Below are 2,295 nucleotides of genomic sequence, written 5' to 3'. Positions count from 1 at the left end.
CCTAGGCAGTAACCAAAAAGGCAGTTGTTATCCCACCAGAGTTTCTCTTGTTGAAGGAGATCGATGGTTGTCATTGTATCCACAACTGCCTGCTCCCAGAAAACAATCAACCTTCTGAGATCAGGAGAAAAGAAGTCTTTTCCACTAGTTGAACCGGTTGCCGTTCGTGTGTAATTTCCCGGAAGGATCATCACAGAAGCCTGCAAACCGGCACTTGCAAGATGGCTTCCCATCCAGAACAAAAATGGGATATTTACCGTTCCCAGTCCATGAAGAATGATTATCGAGCCTACAGCTCTTTCTCTTGGTGAGAAATTGTAGATTTCAACGTTTTCTGTTCCCCTGATCTTGTTCCTGTAGAAAGATGGATACTTGATAATCGAACATCTATAGTGCTTCCCTTTGAAAATGTACCCGCTGGAAAAGTCAATCTTCTTCTTCTCGTAAGAGAAATCAGGGTTCAATTGCATTTGTTCATTATCCTTGTGCAAAGCCTGTCGCTCATGATTTCGTCGGAAATTACCACGGCGGCTTTGGAATGGTCAGCAATCTCCTGCAGAACCTCTGCGAGGGCTCTCGTCAAAACTGGGTCCAGTCCTATTAAAGGTCTAATAAAGATAAAGAGATCGCAAGCATCGAATCTCAAATGCGAAAGTTTTGTATCGTCATCGCGCATTAGACCGGAGAAACCGGGAGCTCTTCCCAGCCCAGCAAGAAAACTCTTCACGGAAACCAAGCTTTCTCTGTTTAAAATGAAACTCTTTTTCAGTGATCTATTTGAGGTGAATTTACGGGACTTTTTCAACATGATTTGCGAAACAAGACCGGTGTTCTTCACATTAGAGGAGAAGTATTTTTCGGCCTCGCTAGAATGACCTCTGGAGGAGAATCTTTCAAAGAAGTTCTTCGCCTCTCGAAGCATTGCCACAGAGTTCTCGGAGAAAGGGTCCTGCCTTGTAAGCGCTCTTGTGAATTCTCTAACCGAAACTCCGTTGTCACAGGAAATACAGAGAACCTCTCCCCTTTTCAACCTCAGATCGAGTCCGGTATCTGCCAGGTTATCTATGTCGATTAGCGGTTCACCTCCAACTGGTGCTACTGAGTACTCAGGTGAGACACCCAGCATCTTCCATATATCACTTTCCTTAGTTTGCAGTGGAAGAGGTTTGATGCCAGAATAATCCATAAAGAATAGGCGATCGCCCAGCACCATCACTTCTGGATCGGACGTTGTAACTAGAACGGCCACTCCTCCTTTTTTAAATGAGTCTATCATTTCAAGGAGTTTCACCCGGGTTGCACCACGTACAAAAGAAAAGAGGTCATCCAAAATGAGAACCTTCGGCCTGGAAAACGCTGCAACTGCAAACTCGAGAAGAACCTGATCATCAGATGAAAAAGAAGAGACTTTCGAGGAAGGATCGAACTCCAGGCCAAGCTGCTCAAGAAAACGCGAGACTTGATCGTTCATCTTCCTTCTGCTAATCGTGAATTTGTCACTCCCAAGTAAGATGTTTTCAGCGACCGTGAGATCCGGAACTAACATGTACTCCTGATAGATGGCACTTATGCCTAGGCGTCTTGCCTCGACGATCGATGTCAAATCCACTGGAGAGCCTTCAAATATTACCTTTCCAGAATCGGGCAGAATGTCACCGCTGATTGTCTTTACAAGAATAGATTTGCCGGAACCGTTAATCCCTCCAAGAACTGTAAGCAGCCCACTCTCAAGTTCTATGTCAGCGTTCCTAAAGACGTTGTTTTCACCAAAGTTTTTTCCAAGGCCTTTCGTTTCAAGAATCCCCATATTTTTCAACTCCGACTTTTGAAGTACCTTCTTGAATTTCGCTGAACATTAGTGAATCCAGTCATACCAATACTAACAGATGCGGATATAACATATCACCTAATAAGGGGCACCATAAGGTACATCTTGCTCTTCCTTCCCACCATAAGCAGATTTCCCTTTCGTGTTACCAGACGAATCTTAGAATCTTTTATCCTTGAAATAACAGACTGCAGCTTTCTCGGATCTACCTGCGCAACGAATTCATCACCAACAAAATCACACACCTCGCATTCATAACGGAGAGCACCGGCCTTCAGAAAGAACTTCAACTTGCTCTTGTCAGAAATCATCAGAACCGAAAATCCATGCTTTGATAACCGTGTTATCTTTCTGAGAGCGGAAAGAAAGGCCTTTCTCTGTATGTCAATTCCATCATCGATGTCTCCGAAAAAGAAGGATGGTGGTTCGGAGAAATCCGCTTCATCAGTACATATTGAAAACAATAG

At 44.0% G+C, this 2,295-nt stretch carries 1 protein-coding gene and 2 pseudogenes; all 3 read right to left on the bottom strand.

Annotation, left to right across the window (positions count from 1 at the left end; all coding sequences use genetic code 11):
- Positions 1-470, bottom strand: a pseudogene (locus BG32_RS09305) (alpha/beta hydrolase); the annotation flags it as partial.
- The gene (locus tag BG32_RS09300; RefSeq protein WP_006487167.1) at positions 461-1,807 is read right to left on the bottom strand and encodes an ATP-binding cassette domain-containing protein; all 1,347 of its coding nucleotides are present in this window, start codon (positions 1,805-1,807) and stop codon (positions 461-463) included. The gene BG32_RS09300 and the pseudogene BG32_RS09305, both read right to left, overlap by 10 nt.
- A 95-nt stretch (positions 1,808-1,902) precedes the next feature.
- Positions 1,903-2,295: pseudogene (locus tag BG32_RS09295) on the bottom strand (hypothetical protein); the annotation flags it as partial.

Source organism: Mesotoga sp. HF07.pep.5.2.highcov, from assembly GCF_003666285.1.
GTDB classification, from domain to species: Bacteria; Thermotogota; Thermotogae; order Petrotogales; family Kosmotogaceae; genus Mesotoga; species Mesotoga prima.
This window is presented reverse-complemented; position numbering and strand designations above follow the sequence as displayed.

Coding starts and splice junctions, on each gene's coding strand:
- BG32_RS09300 (WP_006487167.1), bottom strand. CDS start 1,807: ATGGGGATTCTTGAAACGAAAGGCCTTGGAAAAAACTTTGGTGAAAAC.